This window comes from Gaetbulibacter sp. S0825, assembly GCF_011777505.1.
Lineage (GTDB): Bacteria > Bacteroidota > Bacteroidia > Flavobacteriales > Flavobacteriaceae > Pontimicrobium.
In genome coordinates, this window is record NZ_JAATJT010000001.1 from 1187091 (window position 1) to 1206333 (window position 19243).

Annotated in this window: 19 protein-coding genes; 15 read left to right on the forward strand and 4 right to left on the reverse strand. The window is 34.5% G+C overall.

The window, feature by feature from the left end; all coding sequences use genetic code 11:
- Positions 1 to 3 precede the first annotated feature (3 nt).
- Both HB672_RS05375 and HB672_RS05380 read right to left on the reverse strand, forming a co-directional pair.
- Positions 4 to 333, reverse strand: coding sequence for a MerR family transcriptional regulator (locus HB672_RS05375; RefSeq protein ID WP_167608926.1), 330 nt, complete (start codon positions 331 to 333; stop codon positions 4 to 6).
- Positions 333 to 1304 (reverse strand): M23 family metallopeptidase, encoded by a 972-nt coding sequence (locus tag HB672_RS05380; protein WP_167608929.1) that lies wholly within the window; start codon positions 1302 to 1304, stop codon positions 333 to 335. Before HB672_RS05380 ends, HB672_RS05375 begins: the two co-directional genes overlap by 1 nt.
- Before the next feature lie 106 nt (positions 1305 to 1410).
- On the opposite strand from HB672_RS05380, the gene alaS reads away from it, so the two are divergent.
- Together alaS and HB672_RS05390 are read left to right on the forward strand one after the other, a co-directional pair.
- Positions 1411 to 4026 (forward strand): alanine--tRNA ligase, encoded by a 2616-nt coding sequence (alaS, locus tag HB672_RS05385; RefSeq protein ID WP_167608932.1) that lies wholly within the window; start codon positions 1411 to 1413, stop codon positions 4024 to 4026.
- A gap of 32 nt (positions 4027 to 4058) precedes the next feature.
- Positions 4059 to 5009, forward strand: coding sequence for a GSCFA domain-containing protein (locus HB672_RS05390; RefSeq protein WP_167608935.1), 951 nt, complete (start codon positions 4059 to 4061; stop codon positions 5007 to 5009).
- Between the two features lie 657 nt (positions 5010 to 5666).
- On the opposite strand, the gene HB672_RS05395 is transcribed toward HB672_RS05390, so the two are convergent.
- Both HB672_RS05395 and HB672_RS05400 read right to left on the reverse strand, forming a co-directional pair.
- Positions 5667 to 6791 (reverse strand): histidinol-phosphate transaminase, encoded by a 1125-nt coding sequence (locus HB672_RS05395; protein ID WP_167608937.1) that lies wholly within the window; start codon positions 6789 to 6791, stop codon positions 5667 to 5669.
- Positions 6792 to 6841: 50 nt separating this feature from the next.
- Positions 6842 to 7108 (reverse strand): rhodanese-like domain-containing protein, encoded by a 267-nt coding sequence (locus HB672_RS05400; RefSeq protein ID WP_348272547.1) that lies wholly within the window; start codon positions 7106 to 7108, stop codon positions 6842 to 6844.
- A gap of 144 nt (positions 7109 to 7252) precedes the next feature.
- Here HB672_RS05400 and HB672_RS05405 point away from each other — a divergent pair, with 144 nt between their 5' ends.
- The 13 genes from HB672_RS05405 (at position 7253) to paaZ (ending at position 19240) form a co-directional block, all read left to right on the forward strand.
- Positions 7253 to 7822, forward strand: a complete 570-nt coding sequence (locus HB672_RS05405; protein ID WP_167608943.1) for a TetR/AcrR family transcriptional regulator — start codon at positions 7253 to 7255, stop codon at positions 7820 to 7822.
- Between the two features lie 66 nt (positions 7823 to 7888).
- Entirely contained in the window at positions 7889 to 8962 is a 1074-nt protein-coding gene (gene paaE / locus HB672_RS05410) for a 1,2-phenylacetyl-CoA epoxidase subunit PaaE (protein WP_167608946.1), read from the forward strand.
- A gap of 3 nt (positions 8963 to 8965) precedes the next feature.
- Positions 8966 to 9922: a 1,2-phenylacetyl-CoA epoxidase subunit PaaA gene (paaA, locus tag HB672_RS05415; protein ID WP_167608949.1), complete on the forward strand. Its 957-nt coding sequence runs from the start codon at positions 8966 to 8968 to the stop codon at positions 9920 to 9922.
- Positions 9923 to 9924: 2 nt separating this feature from the next.
- Positions 9925 to 10209 (forward strand): 1,2-phenylacetyl-CoA epoxidase subunit PaaB, encoded by a 285-nt coding sequence (gene paaB / locus HB672_RS05420; protein ID WP_136841305.1) that lies wholly within the window; start codon positions 9925 to 9927, stop codon positions 10207 to 10209.
- A gap of 3 nt (positions 10210 to 10212) precedes the next feature.
- Positions 10213 to 10965: a 1,2-phenylacetyl-CoA epoxidase subunit PaaC gene (gene paaC, locus HB672_RS05425; protein ID WP_167608952.1), complete on the forward strand. Its 753-nt coding sequence runs from the start codon at positions 10213 to 10215 to the stop codon at positions 10963 to 10965.
- Between the two features lie 4 nt (positions 10966 to 10969).
- Positions 10970 to 11479 carry a 1,2-phenylacetyl-CoA epoxidase subunit PaaD gene (gene paaD / locus HB672_RS05430; RefSeq protein ID WP_244306577.1) on the forward strand — a complete coding sequence of 170 codons (510 nt, stop codon included), beginning with the start codon at positions 10970 to 10972 and terminating at the stop codon, positions 11477 to 11479.
- Positions 11480 to 11497: 18 nt separating this feature from the next.
- Positions 11498 to 12280: an enoyl-CoA hydratase-related protein gene (locus HB672_RS05435; protein WP_167608955.1), complete on the forward strand. Its 783-nt coding sequence runs from the start codon at positions 11498 to 11500 to the stop codon at positions 12278 to 12280.
- A gap of 39 nt (positions 12281 to 12319) precedes the next feature.
- A complete protein-coding gene (locus HB672_RS05440; protein WP_167608958.1) occupies positions 12320 to 13255 on the forward strand; it encodes a pyridoxal-phosphate dependent enzyme in 936 nt (311 codons plus the stop codon).
- 50 nt (positions 13256 to 13305) lie between these two features.
- Positions 13306 to 14475, forward strand: a complete 1170-nt coding sequence (locus tag HB672_RS05445) for a 3-hydroxyacyl-CoA dehydrogenase NAD-binding domain-containing protein (RefSeq protein WP_167608961.1) — start codon at positions 13306 to 13308, stop codon at positions 14473 to 14475.
- Positions 14475 to 14882 carry a hotdog fold thioesterase gene (locus HB672_RS05450; RefSeq protein ID WP_167608963.1) on the forward strand — a complete coding sequence of 136 codons (408 nt, stop codon included), beginning with the start codon at positions 14475 to 14477 and terminating at the stop codon, positions 14880 to 14882. Before HB672_RS05445 ends, HB672_RS05450 begins: the two co-directional genes overlap by 1 nt.
- Positions 14883 to 14930: 48 nt before the next feature.
- Positions 14931 to 16139 (forward strand): 3-oxoadipyl-CoA thiolase, encoded by a 1209-nt coding sequence (gene pcaF / locus HB672_RS05455; RefSeq protein ID WP_167608966.1) that lies wholly within the window; start codon positions 14931 to 14933, stop codon positions 16137 to 16139.
- Between the two features lies 1 nt (position 16140).
- Positions 16141 to 16740 (forward strand): short chain dehydrogenase, encoded by a 600-nt coding sequence (locus HB672_RS05460; RefSeq protein ID WP_167608969.1) that lies wholly within the window; start codon positions 16141 to 16143, stop codon positions 16738 to 16740.
- A gap of 4 nt (positions 16741 to 16744) precedes the next feature.
- On the forward strand, positions 16745 to 19240 hold the full coding sequence (gene paaZ / locus HB672_RS05465) for a phenylacetic acid degradation bifunctional protein PaaZ (RefSeq protein ID WP_167608972.1): 2496 nt from the start codon (positions 16745 to 16747) through the stop codon (positions 19238 to 19240).
- Positions 19241 to 19243 lie beyond the last annotated feature (3 nt).

Genomic DNA, 19243 nt, shown 5'->3' on the forward strand with positions numbered 1-19243 from the left:
AAGTTACAAATTATTTTTTAATTTAATAAGTTGACTTTTTACAGCTTCCAGTTTATTGATAATTTCAAAGTTATCTAAAGACTGTTTTTTTTCTTCTTTTAAGTGGGTTTTTGCACCTTCAAGGGTGAACCCACGTTCTTTTACAAGATGGTAAATGAACTTAAGGTTTTTTATATCCTCAGGCGTAAATTTACGATTCCCTTTAGCATTCTTTTTAGGCTTAAGAATATCAAATTCTTTTTCCCAAAAACGTATCAATGACGTGTTTACGTCAAAAGCTTTGGCAACCTCGCCAATGCCATAATATCGTTTTTCTGGAAGTTCTACATGCATTAGTCTAGAGATTGATTTTCTAAGGATGCTTTTTCTAACAATTCACTAAATTCTTTGGCCGATAAATTCCCATAATAGAAATTTATTGGATTAATTCTTACACCATCTTTAAATATTTCATAATGTAAATGAGGTGCTTCCGATCTTCCAGTGCTACCAACAAAACCAATTAAGTCACCACGTTTTACTTTTTGATTTTTCTTCACATTATACTTATAAAGATGGGCATACAAACTCACATAGCCATAGCCATGATCTATACGTATATGTTTACCATATCCTGTAGCACCAGCATCAGCACGTTTAACAACACCATCACCTGAAGCATAAATTGGTGTACCACGAGGTGCAGTGAAATCCATACCATAGTGGAATTTCCTAACCTTAGTAAAAGGATCTGTTCTATAGCCATATCCTGATGCCATACGCGTTAACTCTTCGTTGTTCACAGGCTGAATAGCTGGAATGGTTGCCAAAAATTTTTCTTTGTCTTCGGCTAATACTGCAATTTCATCTAGAGATTTAGACTGAACCACAATTTGTTTTTGAATGATATCTAAACGTTTATTAGCTTCTATAATTAGTTTGGAATTATCATAGCCTTCAAATTGTTTGTATCGATTAATTCCTCCAAACCCTTGGCGTCTTTGTTCATTTGGAATTGGATTAGCCTCAAAGTAGAGTCTATAAATAGCATTATCACGCTCTTCTACGTTTGCTAAAACCGATTCAACTTCATCCATTTTTTTATTTAACAAATCATATTGAAATTGCATGTTTTGAAGCTCACGTGCAAGTGCCTTTTCTTTTGGGGATTCAAAATATTGACTAGCAATAAACACAAACATGAAACCAAACAAAGCAGACCCTAATAAGAATACGAAAATATATTTGGCTGTGGTTCGCTTCTTGCGTATCACTTTCCTGTAAGAAAGTGTTTCCGAATCGTAATAATATTTTACTTTAGACATATCTTAAAATATTCTATTTTTGCAGGATTAATAGAACGAACAACAAATATATAAATTGTTTCACATTTAAAGCAATTTACGTAAAACAGGTTATTAACAACGATATATGAAGTCTCAAGAGGTACGACAGAAATTTTTAGATTTTTTTGAAAGCAAAAAGCATAGCATTGTGCCTTCTGCGCCAATGGTTTTGAAAAATGATCCTACGTTAATGTTTGTTAATTCCGGAATGGCGCCTTTTAAAGAATATTTTTTAGGAAATGCTGAGCCAAAAAATAACCGAATTGCCGATACGCAAAAATGTTTGCGAGTTTCTGGAAAACACAACGATTTAGAAGAAGTTGGGTACGATACGTACCATCACACACTTTTCGAAATGCTTGGAAACTGGAGTTTTGGAGATTATTTTAAAAAGGAAGCCATTGCTTGGGCTTGGGAGCTTTTAACTGAGGTTTATGGTATCGATAAAGATATTTTGTATGTAACGGTTTTTGAAGGAAGTGATGATGCAGACAATTTAAAAATGGATAACGAAGCTTATGATATTTGGAAGCAATACATATCTGAAGATCGCATTTTAAAAGGAAATAAGAAAGATAATTTCTGGGAAATGGGAGACCAAGGTCCTTGTGGACCTTGTAGTGAAATTCATGTGGATATTCGTACTGCTGAAGAAAAAGCTAAGGTAGATGGAAAGTCTTTAGTAAATATGGACCACCCTCAAGTAGTTGAAATTTGGAATCTGGTGTTTATGCAATACAATCGAAAAGCTAATGGCTCGTTGGAAGTATTGCCTAGTAAACATATAGACACAGGTATGGGTTTTGAGCGTTTATGTATGGTATTACAGGATGTAAAATCCAATTACGACACAGATGTATTTACGCCTGTAATTCGTGAAATAGAGACCATTACCAATAAGGATTATGGCAAGGATGAAAAAATTGATGTTGCCGTTAGAGTGATTTCAGACCATGTTCGCGCAGTGGCATTTTCAATTGCAGATGGTCAATTGCCAAGTAACACAGGAGCTGGTTATGTAATACGACGTATTTTACGACGTGCTGTACGTTACGGATTTACATTTTTAGATAAAAAAGAACCTTTTATTTACAGATTAGTAGATGTATTGAGTAAAAAAATGGGGAGAGCATTTCCAGAATTAAAATCTCAAAAGCAACTTATTGAAAATGTTATAAAAGAAGAGGAAGCGTCGTTTTTAAGAACACTAGATCAAGGTTTAGTATTACTTAATGGTATTGTTGAGCAAACTAAGGGCGATATTGTTTCTGGAGAAAAGGCTTTTGAATTGTATGACACTTACGGTTTCCCAATAGATTTAACAGCATTGATTCTGTCTGAAAAAGGAATGAAATTGGATGAAGAAGGGTTTAATGAAGAGCTGCAAAAACAAAAAAACAGATCACGTGCTGCTAGTGAAATGTCTACCGACGATTGGACGATTCTAGTAGATGATGCCGAACAAGAGTTTATAGGTTATGATGCGTTAGAAGCAAACGTGAAAATTACAAGATATAGAAAAGTAACCTCTAAAAAAGATGGTGAAATGTATCAATTGGTGTTTAATTTAACACCTTTTTACGCCGAAGGAGGAGGTCAAGTTGGTGATAAAGGCTATTTAAAAGATACACATGGAGACGTGGTTTATATTTTAGATACTAAAAAAGAAAACAACGTGATCATTCATTTTGCTAAAAACTTACCAGATCATTTAACTGAAACTTTTAAAGCCGTAGTGGATGTAAAACAACGTCAAAGAACTGAGGCTAATCATACTGCTACGCATTTATTGCATCAAGCTTTAAGAGAAGTTCTAGGCGATCATGTAGAGCAAAAAGGTAGTGCAGTACATTCAAAATATTTGCGATTTGATTTTTCGCATTTTTCTAAATTAACTACTGAACAATTACGTGACGTTGAAAATTTTGTAAATGCTCGAATTGATGGAAAATTACCTTTAGAAGAAAATAGGAATGTGCCAATGGAACAAGCAATTGCAGATGGAGCAATGGCACTGTTTGGTGAAAAATACGGTGATACAGTTAGAACTATTAGATTTGGACAATCCATGGAATTATGCGGTGGTACACATGTAAAAAACACAGGAGATATTTGGCATTTCAAAATTAGATCAGAAAGTGCCATTGCATCAGGAATTAGACGTATTGAAGCTATTACAAACGATGCTGTTAAAGATTTTTATTTTGATACAAACAGAGCATATTTTGAAATTAGGGATTTGCTTAATAATGCTAAAGACCCAGTGAAAGCTGTTTCTGAATTAAAAGACGAAAACATCAATTTAAAAAAGCAAATTGAAACCTTATTAAAAGACAAGGCAAAAAATATAAAAGGTGATTTAAAAAACGAATTGACTGAGATTAATGATATTCAATTTTTAGCAAAGCAATTGGACTTAGATGCTTCTGGAATGAAAGATTTATGTTTTGAATTAGGTAATGAATTTAATAATCTATTCTTACTATTTGCTGCCGAAAATGATGGAAAGGCGTTGTTGTCTTGCTATATCTCAAAAGAATTAGTTGCAGAGAGAAATCTAAATGCTGGACAGGTAGTTAGAGAACTTGGTAAACACATCCAAGGTGGTGGTGGTGGTCAACCCTTCTTCGCAACTGCTGGAGGAAAAAACCCAAAGGGGATTAATGAGGCTTTAACTGAAGCAAAAAAATACATTCAGTAACTTGTCATTCCGCACTTGATGCGGAATCCACTATGAGACTACAAACGACTATACCATTTCGGCCACAACAGCATAATCAAATAGATTACGACTCTAGTGTCTTGTTATTGGGGTCGTGTTTTGTAGAGAATATTGGTAATAAACTAGACTATTTTAAGTTTCAAAATCTTCAAAATCCATTTGGTGTTCTATTTCAACCTTTGGCTATTGAAAAGCTAATCACTAATACCATAAATAAACAAAAATATACTGAAGACGATATTTTTTTTCATAACGAACAATGGCATTGTTATGATGCACACTCTAAATTAAGTCATGCTTCAAAAGAAGGTATGTTAAATGATTTAAACAAAAGAATCAAATCAACAAATCAACAAATCAACGAATCAACACACATCATAGTTACGTTAGGAACTGCTTGGGTTTACAGACATACAGAAACAGATAGTATCGTTGCTAACTGCCATAAAGTACCTCAGAAGAAGTTTTTAAAGGAATTGCTTTTGGTTGATGAAATCTCAGAATCTTTGCAATCAATTGAGGAGCTAATTAGAAGCGTTAACAAGAAAGCATCTATTCTATTTACAGTGTCTCCTGTTCGTCACTTAAAAGATGGGTTTTTAGAGAATATGCAAAGTAAAGCACATTTAATTGCTGCAATTCACCAAATTGTTGAGCCAAGAAATAATCTTCACTATTTCCCATCGTATGAAATTATGATGGACGAGCTACGTGATTATCGTTTTTATACTGAAGATATGCTGCACCCTAACCAAACAGCTGTCAATTATATTTGGGAGAAATTTCAAAATGTTTGGATTTCAAATGACGCTTTTCAAACTATGGAAGATGTAGGTATTGTACAAAAAGGGATACAGCATATACCTTTCAACCCAAATTCTGAAGCACATCAAAAGTTTCTTAAAAACTTAGAGCAGAAAAAAATGCTTCTTCAAAAAAAACATTCTTATATGCTTTTTTAAGTTGTTTTTACTCTAAACATCAAGAATTGAAGTGGTTATAAAATCACCCAAACTTCCTATGATGTTTTAATAATTATGCTTTAAAACTTTTCATCTTTTTTAACGACTTCTTATCGAAAAAAAACTTTTTGAATTCTAAAATAGTATATCTTCGAACTGCTATTAATCAATTTTTAAAAGGCGTCAGGAATTTCTGTTTAATCAGATTATTACTGATGCTTTTTTTTATATAAAAAGTTACTTTTTTATCGTTTGTCGAAAAAATCTGCAAAAATTCTCAGTTGGTCTAGTTTAATCTTACACTAGTCGAAAAACACAACTAAGTTCTATTATTAAGTTTACATTTACATTGCTATTAATCAATATATTTGAAGCGCTACAGACACTTGTTTACAAGAAGAAGTAGCGTTTCTTTTTTTTGTTTTGTTTTATTGCTTTATTCGATAAACTGTAAATGTTTTTTGTTGCTTTTCTTACTGTTTTAGTGTTTTAATCGAAAAAATAAGCATAATGTTTCCGTTTATCTAGTATTCTATTAAAGTAATCGAAAAACACAAGAATGTTGTACTAATAAGGTTACATTTACACTGCTATTAATCAAATATTTGAAGCATTAGTTGACGTTCGTTTACGAAAAGATCTAATGCTTCTTTTTGTTTAAGAGTATACTGAAATAATGGCTTTGTTAAACGCTACAACCTCTTCAATAGTTCCTGTGCTTATTCTGCACCAATTATAAAAAGGCGGAAAAGCACGACCAATCATGACACCTTTTTCTAGCATTTGCTTTCCTAAGGTGTTTATGTCCCTTCCAGATTTAAAGAAGATAAAATTAGTGCTGGACTTTACATACGGTAATTCTAAATGGTCTAAGGTTGCATAAATAAGCTGTTTGGCTTCTTTTGTTTTTTCTAAAGAGAATTTAAAAAATTCTTCGTCTTTTAATGCTTCTTTAGCTCCTTCAATAGCGTACACATTACTCATGGCAACTACATTACGTCTTATTATTTGAGCCAATTCAGGTTTAGCTATTAAATAGCCAATTCGCATTCCAGCCATTCCATAAACTTTAGAAAATGTTTTAGAAACCACTATGTTCTCACCTTTTTTAACTAAATCTACCATCGAAGGGTAATTAGGGTCGTCTATATATTCATAATAAGCTTCATCGCTAAACACAATAGTCTTCTTGCTTACCGAAGTGCAAAAGTCCACAAGAGCATCAGCAGGTAATAGTGTAGATGTTGGGTTATTAGGATTGCATAGAAATACCATTTTGGTTTTATTGGTGATTCTCTTTTCAATTTCTTGAAGGTCATAACCCATGTTTTTGTCAACAGGAACCCAATTAATATTTGCTCCCCACATTTCAGCATATTGCATCATGGCAAGAAAGGTCGGTTTTGCAGCAATGATTTCTCCTCCATCTGCAGTAAAAGTAATTCCAGCAATTTTTAATCCCTCAGTAGATCCTCCTGTAATAATAATTGATTCTTTACTTACACCATGTTTTACTGCTAACATTTCAGCTAATTCATCGGCATATCCATATGGATATCTACAACCATCATCAAACGCTTTTTTAACAGCATTTCTAACACGTTGTGATGGTCCATAAGGATTCTCATTAGAACTTAATCTAATTGGATTACTAAGTTTTCGTGGGTTGAATTTTAGTTTTTCTTCTTTTGTTAATGGTTTTATGGTCGTAAAACCATTTAAAAGTGTAAATCCGCCAGCTAGAGCAGTAGTTCTTAGCCATTCTCTTCTATTAAGTTCCATTTGAATTAAAGTTGAAGGTTGCTAGCTAAGATACTCATTTATAGGCTAGTTCACAAAAGTTGACTTAATCTTTGCCAACCACCACCGTTCATAGCCTCTATGCCATTTCGCTTTAAGATATTTGCTGCAGTTGCCGATCGCATACCGCTAGCACAGCAAGTAATAACAGGCTTGTTCTGCTTCTTAATTTTTGCTATATGATTATTAAGTGTTTGTAACGGAATATTCTTAGACCCAGAAATTGCTCCAATTGAATATTCTGCTTCTGTACGTACATCAAGTACTATTGCCTCTTTCGACATAAATTCTTCTACCATCTTTCTCTTGTTTTTAAATAAAAAATCAAAAAATCCCATAAATATTTTTTTTGCAAAGGACAGAAATAATAAACTATTAACATGTAACTTGTGTTACAGATTTTAGTATCTTCCATCATAATTTCTATAACAAATTTACAACTTTTGAAATACGAAACACGTAAAGACGAAATCATACAAACATCAGCAGTATTATTCCAAAAAAAAGGATATAGTGCTGTAACAATGCGTGATATTGCAAAAGCCATGGGGATTAAAGCTGCAAGCTTATACAACCATATTAAATCTAAACAAGAAATACTTTCAGAGATAATTATTTCTTTAGCAGAACAGTTTACCGAGCAAATGAAGATTATCAAAAATTCTGATGATAATAGCATTGATAAATTAAAACAGATTGTGGCTTTGCATGTTAATACAACTTCAAATAACCAATTTGGGATGGCTTCTTTAAATAATGATTGGATGCACTTGGAAGCAGAATTAGAGTATTACTTGAAACTTAGAAAAAATTATGAAAACGATTTTCGAGGTGTTATTGAGGAAGGTATTCAAGGCAGTGAGCTTATCAATGGAAATCCCGAAGTTATGCTATTCTCATTACTCTCAACCTTGCGATCTCTTTACATCTGGTTGCCAAAAAAAGAAGACTTAGATATTGAAAAATTTACGACCGAATTAAGTTTGGTGCTCATTAACGGAATTAACAAATAGTTATCATTTTATTTTGTAAATTTGTAACTAAAACTAACAAGTGTTAGTTTAATATTTAATTACAATATGGCAGATTTTTATAATATAAAAGTTGCAGATATATACAAGGAAACAAAGGATACAGTTGTTATAACTTTTGATATTCCTGAAAACTTAAAAGAAAAGTTTAAGTTTAAACAAGGTCAACATTTAACACTTCGAAAAGAGATAAATGGAGAGGATATTCGTCGTAATTATTCGTTGTGCACAAGTCCAATAGACAATGAATGGAAAGTTGCAGTTAAAACCATTCGCAATGGCGTGTTTTCTAATTATGCTTTCAATGAATTAAAAAAAGGAGATGAACTTCAAGTAATGCCGCCACATGGCGAGTTTTATGTCGAGATAGATAAAAAAGCTCCTAATAATTATGTAGCATTTGCAGCTGGTAGTGGTATTACACCAATGCTGTCTATTATAAAGACTCATTTGCTATTAGAGCCTAAAAGTACTTTCAAGTTATTCTACTTGAATCGAATGGTAAAATCAATTATCTTTAAGGAAGAGTTGGAGCAGCTTAAAAATCAGTTTTTTGGACGCTTTCAAGTATTTTATTTTTTGACTAAAGAAAAGCGCGATATTCCATTTTTAAATGGGCGATTTGATAAAGAAAAATTAGCTGTTTTAACAAAAACGTTTATTGATATTCCAGATACCAATCATGCATTTATCTGTGGACCTCAAGATATGATTTTCTTGATTAGAGACGAATTACAAGCAGCTGGATTGGATATAGAAAAAATTCATTATGAACTATTCTTTTCAGGAAGTTCAGAAGAAGAAAACAAACACATTGCGGAAGTGATTGATGAAAAAGCAGATGGTACTAAAGTAACCATCATTGATGGTGGTAAAGAATTTCATTTTGTAATGGATGACGATTTTGATAATATTTTAGATGGAGCACTTTCAGCAGGAGCTGATTTACCATTTGCTTGTAAAGGAGGAGTGTGTAGTACGTGTAAATGTAAAGTGTTGGAAGGTGAAGTAAAAATGAAAGTGAATTATGCACTTGAAGAAAAAGAAGTGGCACAAAATTTTGTATTAAGTTGTCAAGCAGTGCCTGTAACAGAAAAAGTAGTCGTGGATTTTGATGTATAAATTATGAGCGAAGCACAAATTAAAAGTTTAGAGGAGGAATTTGAAGCACGTATTGCACGTGACGAAAAAATTGAACCTAAAGATTGGATGCCTGAAAAGTATCGTAAAACACATATTAGGCAGATGTCTCAGCATGCACATTCCGAAATTGTTGGAATGTTGCCAGAAGGAAATTGGATATCAAGAGCACCTTCATTACGTCGCAAAGTGGCGTTATTAGCAAAAGTACAAGATGAAGGAGGTCATGGTTTATATCTTTATAGTGCAACCGAAACTCTTGGTATTACTAGAGATGAACTATTTGAGCAATTACATACAGGAAAAGCTAAATACTCAAGTATTTTTAACTATCCAGCATTAACTTGGGCAGATATTGGAGCTATTGGATGGTTGGTTGATGGTGCAGCAATTATAAATCAAGTAGCACTTTGTGGAACGTCTTTTGGTCCTTATGCAAGAGCTATGGTTCGTATTTGTAAAGAAGAGAGCTTTCATCAACGTCAGGGTTACGAAATCACTTTAAAATTGGCTCAAGGAACACTAGAACAAAAGGCAATGGCTCAAGATGCGTTAAATAGGTTTTGGTGGCCATCATTAATGATGTTTGGTCCAGCTGATGCTGATTCTCCAAATACTGAGCAATCTATGAAGTGGAAATTAAAACGTAAAACTAATGATGAATTGCGCCAACAATTTATAGACCAAACAGTTCCTCAAGCCGAATTAATAGGTTTAACAATTCCTGATCCAGATTTAAAATGGAATGAAGAAAAAGGATGCTATGACTCTGGTGAGATTGATTGGGACGAGTTTTGGCAAGTAGTAAAAGGTCATGGTCCATGTAATAAAGAACGAATGAAAGCAAGAGTATCTGCTTGGGAAAATGGTGAGTGGGTTCGTGATGCCGCTTTAGCTCACGCTGAAAAACAACAAGAAAAAAAATTAAATAAGGCAGTTTAGATATGAAAAAAGAATGGCCACTTTGGGAAGTCTTCGTAAGAAGTAAAAACGGATTAGAACATCGTCATTTTGGAAGTCTTCATGCAGCAGATGCTGAAATGGCTTTGGAAAATGCACGTGATGTTTATACAAGAAGAAATGAAGGTGTAAGTATTTGGGTAGTCGAATCTAAAAATATAACGGCTTCAAATCCTGAGCATAATGCCGAATTATTCGAGCCAGCTCAAGATAAAGTATATCGTCACCCAACATTTTACGATTTACCAGACGAAATTAAACACATGTAAATTATGAATACTAATTTATATAATTACTTATTAGGGATTGCAGACAATAGTTTAATACTTGGTCAGCGTCTAGGTGAGTTATGTGGTCATGGACCTTCATTGGAAACAGATATCGCTTTGACTAATATTTCTTTGGATTTATTTGGGCAAGTTAGAAGCTATTATCAATATGCTGCAAAAGTTGCTGGAGATAATCGCGATGAAGATACCATTGCAATGATGCGACCAGAACGAGAATATGTTAACGTATTATTAGTAGAACAACCTAATACAGATTTTGGATATGTTATAGCACGTCAATTTTTGTTCGATGTCTATCATTATATGTTTTTGACTGAGCTACAAAGCAGTAAAGATGAAACATTAGCAGCAATTGCTAAAAAATCCATAAAAGAAGTGTCGTATCATGTACGTTTTTCTTCTGATTGGATTAAGCGTCTTGGAGATGGAACAGAAGAAAGTCATAAACGAATTCAAAATGCCATAAACGACCTTTGGACATATACAGATGAATTGTTCCATCAAACAGAAGCAGATAAAAAGATGATTGCAGATGGTGTAGGTGTAGACACATCTAAGTTAAAAGAACAGTATTATAAACAAATCTCTAATGTGTTAGATGAAGCAACTATAGAAGTTCCTGACTTAAAGTATTTTCAAAAAGGAGGAAAACAGGGTGTGCATACAGAGCACATGGGATATATTTTAGCCGAATTACAATATATGCAAAGAGCATATCCAAACATGTCTTGGTAAATAAATGAATAAACCAATGATTGAGCATGCTGATATTGATACAGAATTAATTCCTATTCTAGACAAAGTTTCTGACCCAGAAATACCTGTGTTAACTATTTTGGATATGGGAGTAGTGCGTTATGCAAAGCTTGTTGATGATGTAGTGTTGATTAAAATAACTCCAACCTATAGTGGCTGTCCCGCTATGGATGTAATTGCAGATGATATAACAGCTGCGTTTAAAAAAGCTGGTTACAAAGTGAATATAGACTTGATATTATCTCCAGCTTGGACAACCGATTGGATTTCAGAAGAAGGTAGAGACGCACTTGAGAAATATGGTATTGCGCCACCTTTGGATGCAGATGCCGATAAAGAAGCATTATTAGGGAATAAAAAAATAGTGAAGTGTACCAATTGTGGTTCACATAATACAAAATTGGTAAGTCAATTCGGTTCAACAGCCTGTAAAGCATTATTTCAATGTGAAGACTGTCAAGAACCTTTTGATTATTTTAAATGTCTTAAGTAGACTAACAGAAAATAAGGTATGAGCAATTCAATTCTATTAAAAATTGAAAACGAAATAGCGTTTATTACACTCAACAGACCAGAAGTGTTTAATAGCTTTAATCGAGAAATGGCTTTGAGCTTGCAAAGTATTCTCGACGATTGTGAAACAAATAATGAGGTTAGAGCTATTGTAATAACTGGTGGAGGGAAAGCATTTTGCGCTGGACAAGACTTAAAAGAGGTCACATCACCAAAGTTGAATCCTGGATTCAAGAAAATCCTTGAAGAACATTACAATCCAATAATTCTTCGGATAAGAAACATTGAAAAGCCAATCATTGCAGCTGTCAATGGTGTTGCTGCAGGAGCAGGAGCAAATATTGCTTTAGCATGTGATATTGTGGTGGCAAATCAAAAAGCACATTTCATACAAGCCTTTAGCCTTATAGGATTAATTCCAGATAGTGCTGGAACCTACTTTTTACCAAGATTAATTGGATTTCAAAAAGCCACAGCCTTAGCTATGTTAGGAAACAAAATAAGTGCTGAAGAAGCTGAACGCTTAGGTATGATTTATAAGTTTGTGCCTTCTGAAGAGTTTGAAGAAACCACGCAAAGAATTGCTCTAAAATTAGCCAATATGCCAACTAAGGCTTTAGGATTGATCAAGAAAACATTTAATCAATCACTAACTAACACCTTAGAAGAGCAATTAGCACTAGAGTCAAAGCACCAAATTGAAGCAGCTGGAACAGAAGATTATGCAGAAGGAGTTGCGGCATTTATAGAAAAGAGAACGCCAAATTTTAAAGGAAAATAAATCAAATGTCACCCTGAGCGCAGTCGAAGGGTCTGTAAAATGAATAAAGAATTCCTCATACAAGTGCATAATCGTGTGAAACCTTATATTCACAAAACACCTGTGTTATCTTCAAAATTAATTAATGAGATGGCTGGATGTAATGTGTTTTTTAAGTGTGAGAATTTTCAAAAAATGGGAGCTTTTAAAATGCGTGGTGCAGCGAATGCTATTTTAAACTTGTCAGAAGAAGAGCGGGACAAAGGTGTAGTAACACATTCCTCAGGTAATTTTGCGCAGGCACTATCTTTAGCTGCTAATAAAATTGGAGTTGAAGCGTATATCGTGATGCCTGAAAATGCACCTCAAGTAAAAAAGAATGCCGTAAAAGGTTATAAAGGACATGTCATTGAAAGTGAATCAACACCAATAGCACGTGAGCAAATGGCCGAAAAAGTTAAGCAAGAAACTGGAGCAACATTCATCCATCCATCAAACGATGATGATGTGATTCATGGTCAAGGAACAGCAGCAATTGAACTTTTAGAAGAGTATCCAGAATTGGATTATATTTTCACACCTGTTGGTGGTGGTGGACTCGTAGCAGGAACCGCATTAGCAGCGAAATATTTTTCTGATACCTGTAAAGTTATCGGTGGAGAGCCAAAAAATGCAGATGATGCTTTTCGGTCTAAGCAATCAGGAAAAATTGAATATAACGATGTAGTAAACACGATTGCAGATGGTTTACGTACGTTTTTAGGAGATAGAAATTTCCCAATCATAATGAATGATGTAGAACGCATTATCTTAGTAGAAGAAGAAGACATCATTGAAGCGATGAAATTGGTTTGGGAACGAATGAAAATTATTATTGAACCTTCAAGTGCTGTCGCATTTGCAGCGTTATTAAAAGAAAAAGAAAAGTTTAAAAATAAAGACGTCGGAATTATTATTTCTGGCGGAAATGTAGATGTAACCAATCTACCATTTTAATTGAATGTCACCCTGAGCGCAGTCGAAGGGTCTCATCAAAATATATAACTATGAACGTAGGAATTATTGGTTCTGGAACAATGGGAAGTGGCATCGCACAAGTTGCTGCAACTTCTGGTTGTAAAGTGAAATTATACGACACAAATAATACAGCTTTATATAAGGCGCAAACTACTTTAGATAAAATACTGAATCGACTTATTGAAAAAGGCCGCATTGATGAAACTGAGAAGAATAGAATTCAAGGTAATATCGAGTATGTCGACAGCTTGAAAAGCTTATCTGATACCAATTTAACTATCGAAGCTATTGTTGAAAATCTTGAAATTAAGAAAAAAGTATTTTTAGAATTAGAAGGCTATGTGTCTGACGATTGTATCATTGCTTCTAACACTTCAAGTTTATCAATTGCTTCTATTGCAGCTTCTTTAAAAAAACCTGAACGTTGCATTGGAATTCACTTTTTCAATCCAGCGCCTTTAATGCAACTAGTTGAAGTCATTCCTGCAATTCAAACATCAAAAGCAACCCTAGATAAATCTGTTCAAATCATTAAAGATTGGAAAAAAACGGTCGCAGTGGCTAAGGATACTCCAGGTTTTATTGTCAATCGCGTGGCACGACCATTTTATGGAGAAGCTTTACGAATTTATGAAGAAGGTATTGCTGATTTTGCAACTATTGATAGGAGTTTAAAGGAACTTGGAGGTTTTAGAATGGGACCTTTCGAGTTAATGGATTTTATAGGAAACGATATCAATTACACAGTAACTGAAACTGTATTTAGTGCTTTCTATTTCGACCCAAGATACAAGCCAGCATTCACACAAAAACGTTTTGCTGAGGCTGGATATTTAGGACGAAAATCTGGAAGAGGCTATTATGATTATGACGATAACGGAAAGATTGTCACCTCGAGCGCAGTCGAGAGGTCACATAACGAAGAGTTATCACAAAAAATATTCAATCGTGTTTTAGTCATGCTCATCAACGAAGCAGCAGACGCCTTGTTTTTAAATATAGCTTCAGCGGAAGATATTGACAATGCCATGACCAAAGGCGTTAATTACCCAAAAGGACTATTAGCTTGGGCTGATGAAAAAGGAATAGATTGGTGTGTGACGAAAATGGACGAATTATATAACGAATATCACGAGGACAGATATCGTTGCAGTCCATTATTACGAAAAATGAATAAAGAAAATAAAACATTCTTTTAATGAACGGCGAAGCTATACCCCATAAAATGTTATCGTTAGACGCTTTCAGTCAATGGATGGGAATTGAGATCGTAGAATGTGAATTAGGTCGCTGTAAAGTTGCCATGACCATTAGAAAAGAAATGCTCAATAGTATGAATTATGCACATGGAGGCATCAGTTATACCTTAGCAGATACAGCTTTCGGCTTTGCTGCAAATACCCATGGTAAATATGCTGTGTCTATTGAAACAAGTATTAATCATATCGAAGCATTAAACGAAGGAGATTATTTAGTTGCCGAATCAGTGATAGAAAAAGTGAATAATAAATTAGGCTTCAATGTGATTGAAGTCAAACGAGGAGATGAACTAGTGGCACTTTTTAAAGGTGTTGTGTATCGCACTCAAAAAGATTGGGAAGAATAATGAAATCGAAGATTACATTTGACCATTAATAAAAATAGAAGATACCAAATGAAAGAAGCATATATCATAGATGGAGTTCGTACTCCAATTGGAAGTTATAAAGGAACATTATCTGCTGTTCGTATTGACGATTTAGGAGCATTAGTGATTAAAGAAGTTGTTAAACGAAATCCTAATATTCCAAAAGAGGCATATGACGATGTTATTATGGGTTGTGCTAATCAAGCAGGAGAAGATAACCGTAATGTAGCAAGAATGGCATCTTTATTAGCAGGATTGCCATTTACAGTTCCAGGTGAAACTGTCAATCGTTTATGTAGTTCAGGTTTGTCTGCAATTATTCATGCCAATCGTGCGATTAAAGCAGGCGATGGCGATGTGTTTATTGCTGGTGGAGTGGAAAATATGACACGCGGACCATATGTTATTGCAAAACCATCGAGTGCATTTGGTAACGATTCTAAAATGTATGACTCTAGTTTTGGATGGCGATTCATTAATCCAAAAATGCATGAGATGTATGGAACAGATGGTATGGGAAATACAGCAGAAAATTTAGTTGAAAAATATAATATCTCACGAGAAGACCAGGATGCGTTTGCGTATTGGAGTCAAATGAAAGCAACTAAAGCACAAGAAAATGGTCGAATGGATAAAGAGATAGTGAGTGTAGAAATTCCACAACGAAAGAAAGATCCAATAATTTTCTCAAAAGATGAGTTTGTAAAGCCTAATACGACAAGAGAGGTTTTGGCAAAATTGCGTCCAGCTTTTAAGAAAGAAGGAGGTAGTGTCACAGCAGGAAATTCATCAGGATTAAACGATGGTGCAGCTGCTACTATTATAGCTTCTGAAGAAGCGGTTAAAAAATATAACTTAAAACCATTAGCACGAATTGTAAGTTCAGCTGTGGTTGGAGTAGAGCCAAGAATCATGGGAATAGGTCCAGTGGAAGCGTCAAATAAAGCACTAGAAAAAGCAGGCTTAACAATGAATGACATGAGTGTTATTGAACTTAATGAAGCCTTTGCAGCACAAGCTTTGGCTTGTACAAGAGCTTGGGGTATAGCTGATAATGACCCTAGGTTAAACCCAAATGGAGGCTCTATTGCTATTGGTCATCCATTAGGAGTAACGGGAACAAGAATCGCTTATTCAGCAGCTTTAGAATTACACGAACAACAAAAGAGATACGCTTTAATAACCATGTGTATTGGAGTTGGACAAGGATATGCAGCAATAATTGAACGAGTTTAAAATGAAAATATTAGTCATAGGAGGAAGCGGAACGATTGGAAAAAAAGTCACTGAAAGACTTTCAGAAAAGCACGAAGTACTTGTAGCTGGACGAAACTCTGGTGATGTAAAAGTGGATTTTTCAGATTCAAAATCCATAAAATCAATGTTTGAAAAGGTTGGAAAAGTGGATGCAATTATCGCTATTGCTGGAGATGCTAAATGGGATAAGTTTGAGAACCTATCTGAAGATGATTTTTATATTGGAATAAAAAGTAAACTAATGGGACAAGTTAATGTGGTGAGAAATGGGAAAGACTATTTAAATCATGGAGGTTCTATTACATTATCAACAGGAATTTTAGCTGATGACCCAGTTGATATGACCACAAGTGCAGCAATGGTTAATGGAGCCATTCACAGTTTTGTAAAAGCTGTAGTTTTGGAATTAAATAACATTAGAGTCAATGTAGTTTGCTCCGATTTAGTTGAAGATGCTTACGAGAAGTATAAAGATTATTTTCCTGGTAACACGCCAGTGCCAATGCATAAAATTGTAGATGGTTATGTGAAGTGCATCGAAGGTAAAATAAACGGAAGAATATTAAGAATAATGGCATAACATTATGAAAAAAATACAACATTATATAACTGGACAATGGTTAGAGGGATCAGATGAAGGGATTCCCATTTTTGATGCAATAACTGGAGAACTTATAGCCAATTCGGCTGTTGAAGGACTTAATGTTTCTGATGCTCTACAATATGGTAGAGACAAAGGTGAAGCGTTACGAAGAATGACCTTTCAAGAGCGAGGTAATATGATTAAAAAATTAGCATTATACCTGACTAAAAAGAAAGATGCCTTTTACGAGTTAAGTTATAGAACTGGAGCAACTAAAGTAGATAGTTGGATTGATATTGAAGGTGGTTTTGGAAACTTGTTTGCTAATGCATCGTTGCGAAAATTATTCCCTAATCAGTCCTATCATGTTGAAGGCGATGCAATCGATTTGTCTCGTGGAGGCCGCTTCATGGCACATCACATTATGGTGCCTAAAAAAGGCGTTGCAGTCCATATTAATGCATTCAATTTCCCAGTTTGGGGAATGCTAGAAAAATGCGCAGTTAACTGGATGGCTGGAGTGCCTGCAGTCGTTTTGCCTGCTCCTTCATCGTCTTATTTGGCTGAAGCTGTGGCGCGAGAAATTATTAGTTCAGGAATTTTACCAGAAGGTGCTTTACAAATCATCAACGGAACAGTTAAAACTATTTTAGATACTGTTGAATCTCAAGATGTAGTTACGTTTACTGGCTCAGCGGCAACAGGTAGATTGTTAAAAGCACATCCAAGAATTATTCAAGAAGCTGTGCCTTTTACCATGGAAGCCGATTCGTTAAATGCATCTATTTTGGGAGAAGATGCTATTCCTGGAACACCAGAATTTGACTTGTTTGTCAAAGAAGTCAGAAAAGAAATGACAGTAAAGGCTGGCCAGAAATGTACAGCGATTAGAAGAATTATTGTTCCAGAAAATTTAGTCGAAGATGTACAAATAGCACTAAAAATTGAACTTGATAAAATTACGATTGGTGACCCAAGATTAAAAGAAGTAAGAATGGGCTCTCTTGTGAGTAAACAGCAAGTTGATGCAGTTAAAGATTCAGTTAATGATTTGGCGAAAGAAGCGCAAATTGTATATGGTAATATGGATACCGTTGAAACCATTGGTGCTGATGCAAAGAAAGGAGCGTTTATCAATCCAATTTTATTAAGAGCAGATCATCCGTTTGATAATATAGCAATACATGAACGTGAAGCCTTTGGTCCAGTCAGTACAATTATGCCTTATAAAAATTTAGATGAAGCCATTACGTTGGCACAAATGGGTAAAGGTTCTTTGGTGTCGTCAATTGTAACAAATGATGATAAAATTGCTAAAGATTATGTGGTAAATGCTGCAAGTCATCATGGTCGTATTTTGGTGTTAAATAGAGAAAGTGCAAAAGAAAGTACTGGCCATGGTTCACCATTACCAGCATTAGTTCATGGAGGTCCTGGACGTGCAGGAGGAGGTGAAGAAATGGGAGGAATGCGTGGAATAAAACACTATTTACAGCGTACTGCCATTCAAGGTTCACCAACAACAATAACTGAAATTACAGGAATATATCAACAAGGTGGTGCTTATAAAGAGACAGAAAAACACCCTTTTAAATATCATTGGGAAGACATTCAATCTGGAATGTCAATGAAAACTCATAAGCGTACATTAACAGATTCAGATATTATTAATTTCTCAAATCTTACTTGGGATCACTTTTATGCTCACACAGATATAACCTCGTTAGATGGGAGTATTTTTGAAAAGCGTACTGCTCATGGTTATTTCATTTTAGCAGCTGCAGCAGGATTATTTGTGTACCCTAACAAAGGTCCAGTGTCTGCGAATTATGGATTGGAAGAATGTCGATTCCTTAGACCACTATATCATAATGATACAATCTATGTAAGATTAACATGCAAACAAAAAATTGATAGAGATGTGGCTAGTGCAGAACATCCAAGTGGTATCGTAAAGTGGTTTGCTGAAGTTTTTGATGCTGATAATGAACTAGTAGCAGTGGCAACTGTATTAACAATGGTTCAGAAAAAGCAAGACGTTTTTGTTGAGATGACTGGTAAAAAAATTGAGGAATACTTAGCAAAATTATCATCAGATTCAAAACCAAAATGGGGAATCATGACACCACAGCACATGATAGAGCATTTAGAGTATACCTATAAAATTGCTTCAGGAGAAATTCAAGATTTTGATGTATCTACTCCTGAGAAAATTTTAGAAAAAGTACATGCAAGCTTATATAATTATGATAAGTTTCCTCGTAACACAAATTTTCCTTTGTTAGAAAAAGACACGTTAGATACTCTGAGATATGATAATTTAGAAATAGCGAAACTAAAGTTTATTGAGGCAAGAGAAGCTTATAAAACATTTTTTAAAGATAACCCTGAAGCTATATTAAAAAATATGGTGTTTGGAGATATGAATAGATACGAATGGTATTTATTAGAAAGAAAACACCTTAATCATCATTTTGAACAATTTGGACTTATATAACTT

Bases quoted from the DNA above. Each gene is read 5' to 3' on its own strand.
- HB672_RS05375 (WP_167608926.1), bottom strand. From the start codon at position 333: ATGCATGTAGAACTTCCAGAAAAACGATATTATGGCATTGGCGAGGTT.
- HB672_RS05380 (WP_167608929.1), bottom strand. From the start codon at position 1,304: ATGTCTAAAGTAAAATATTATTACGATTCGGAAACACTTTCTTACAGG.
- alaS (WP_167608932.1), top strand. From the start codon at position 1,411: ATGAAGTCTCAAGAGGTACGACAGAAATTTTTAGATTTTTTTGAAAGC.
- HB672_RS05390 (WP_167608935.1), top strand. From the start codon at position 4,059: ATGAGACTACAAACGACTATACCATTTCGGCCACAACAGCATAATCAA.
- HB672_RS05395 (WP_167608937.1), bottom strand. From the start codon at position 6,791: ATGGAACTTAATAGAAGAGAATGGCTAAGAACTACTGCTCTAGCTGGC.
- HB672_RS05400 (WP_348272547.1), bottom strand. From the start codon at position 7,108: ATGGTAGAAGAATTTATGTCGAAAGAGGCAATAGTACTTGATGTACGT.
- paaE (WP_167608946.1), top strand. From the start codon at position 7,889: ATGGCAGATTTTTATAATATAAAAGTTGCAGATATATACAAGGAAACA.
- paaA (WP_167608949.1), top strand. From the start codon at position 8,966: ATGAGCGAAGCACAAATTAAAAGTTTAGAGGAGGAATTTGAAGCACGT.
- paaB (WP_136841305.1), top strand. From the start codon at position 9,925: ATGAAAAAAGAATGGCCACTTTGGGAAGTCTTCGTAAGAAGTAAAAAC.
- paaC (WP_167608952.1), top strand. From the start codon at position 10,213: ATGAATACTAATTTATATAATTACTTATTAGGGATTGCAGACAATAGT.
- paaD (WP_244306577.1), top strand. From the start codon at position 10,970: ATGAATAAACCAATGATTGAGCATGCTGATATTGATACAGAATTAATT.
- HB672_RS05435 (WP_167608955.1), top strand. From the start codon at position 11,498: ATGAGCAATTCAATTCTATTAAAAATTGAAAACGAAATAGCGTTTATT.
- HB672_RS05440 (WP_167608958.1), top strand. From the start codon at position 12,320: ATGAATAAAGAATTCCTCATACAAGTGCATAATCGTGTGAAACCTTAT.
- HB672_RS05445 (WP_167608961.1), top strand. From the start codon at position 13,306: ATGAACGTAGGAATTATTGGTTCTGGAACAATGGGAAGTGGCATCGCA.
- HB672_RS05450 (WP_167608963.1), top strand. From the start codon at position 14,475: ATGAACGGCGAAGCTATACCCCATAAAATGTTATCGTTAGACGCTTTC.
- pcaF (WP_167608966.1), top strand. From the start codon at position 14,931: ATGAAAGAAGCATATATCATAGATGGAGTTCGTACTCCAATTGGAAGT.
- HB672_RS05460 (WP_167608969.1), top strand. From the start codon at position 16,141: ATGAAAATATTAGTCATAGGAGGAAGCGGAACGATTGGAAAAAAAGTC.
- paaZ (WP_167608972.1), top strand. From the start codon at position 16,745: ATGAAAAAAATACAACATTATATAACTGGACAATGGTTAGAGGGATCA.